Source organism: Fundicoccus ignavus, from assembly GCF_009659375.1.
Lineage (GTDB): Bacteria > Bacillota > Bacilli > Lactobacillales > Aerococcaceae > Fundicoccus > Fundicoccus ignavus.
Genome location: NZ_WJQT01000049.1, coordinates 1 through 1,597, shown reverse-complemented (window position 1 = coordinate 1,597; position 1,597 = coordinate 1). Strand labels below are relative to the sequence as shown.

Annotated in this window: 1 protein-coding gene; it reads left to right on the top strand. The window is 37.2% G+C overall.

From position 1 onward, the window contains the following. Nucleotides 1-306 precede the first annotated feature (306 nt). A complete protein-coding gene (locus GF867_RS13585; RefSeq protein ID WP_153833620.1) occupies nucleotides 307-1,491 on the top strand; it encodes an IS110 family RNA-guided transposase in 1,185 nt (394 codons plus the stop codon). The last annotated feature ends 106 nt before the right edge of the window (nucleotides 1,492-1,597 follow it).

Sequence of the window (1,597 nt, the reverse complement as noted above, 5' to 3'; positions counted from 1 at the left end):
TCATCCTTGTATATTATATTTAGGGTTTTAACCTTCCGGTTTTTACTGGATAACCCTATGAACCTCTTTTCGATTACCTCATCTCCTAAGATATGAGATAATTAGTTTATTGGATTGAGAGGCTAGCCGTTTCATCCTTGAGTCCTTGAACTCGTAATCGAAAGACTGGTTCCTCTCTCTGATAAGCTGATTGCGAATGAGTTAGATGTTGAAAGCTTTGTGCTTTACTCCGTATCTATAACAAGGTAGTGACGCTTTTCAGACGAGTGGCTATTCAATCCAAAATTAGTTGAAGAAGGTGTTGAAATGTTCTTTTTAGGTATTGATATTGGCAAACGAAGTCATGTAGCTTCTGTTATGAATGAAGAAGGAAAAGTAGTAATCAAAGGCTTTTCGTTCCCCAATTCATCTGAAGGTGGAGAAAAACTTCTCCAAAAAGTTACCTCTATATCCACCGTTGATCAATTTAAAGTGGGAATGGAAGCGACGGGTCATTACTGGCTGTCCCTTTTCTCCTTTTTGGATGAATTTAACTTTAACACTCATGTTATTAATCCTATTCAAACCGATGGCTGGCGTAAAGGAACCGAGATTCGTAAGCGAAAAAATGACATTATCGATTCTGTATTAATCGCCGATCTCATCCGCTATGGAACGTTTGTAGAAACCTCTCTATCAGATGAGAATATCTTTTCATTAAAACAACTCTCTCGCTACCGAACCTATCTTGTCGGTACCGCTAGTGACTTTAAACGGAAAATTATCGCAGTATTAGATCAGGTGTTTCCAGAATACGATACACTTTTTAGTAAAGTGGGCATTTTTGGAAAAGCATCAAAGGAAGTTTTGTTAGAACTGAGTTCTCCTGATGCTATCAATCATATTTCTGCAGGGACCCTAGCTGATTTATTGGGGGAAGCCAGTAGAAATCGCTTAGGTATGAAGAAAGCTGAAGAACTAAAAACCGCTGCCTCACACTCCTTTGGAATTAAATTTGCCCAGGAAGCATTCACATTCCAATTACGTTCAATGATTGAACAGTTGAAATTTCTTGAAAAGCAAATAACAGATACAGAAAAAGAAATTAAAAAGATTATGGATGATATTGATTCTGTGATAGAAACAATCCCAGGTATCGGTCCAATTAACGGTGCGACAATACTAGGAGAAATCGGTGATATAAACAAATTCTCCTCACCAGCTAAATTAGTTGCCTATGCCGGTATTGACGCGTCTGTAAGACAATCGGGTGAGTTCGAAGGAACCCATAACGTTATGAGTAAACGAGGCTCTCCTTATCTTAGAAAGGCTTTATTTTCTGCTGCATTAGTAGCCTCAAGATACGATCCAGTATTAAAAGCATTTTACGATAAGAAAAGATCTGAAGGTAAACATCATCTTACAGCCTTGGGAGCCGTTTCACGCAAACTCTGTTACATTATTTACGCTATACTTAAAAAGAATGAACCGTACGAAGTTCGATTACAGTAAATTTTAAAAAATACACTCTTTGAGCTTATTTGGTGTGCCCTCAATTTCTAAAATTTAACGTAATGTTTTTACAACTTATTGCTTGACTTTATATAGTTAGTCTTTC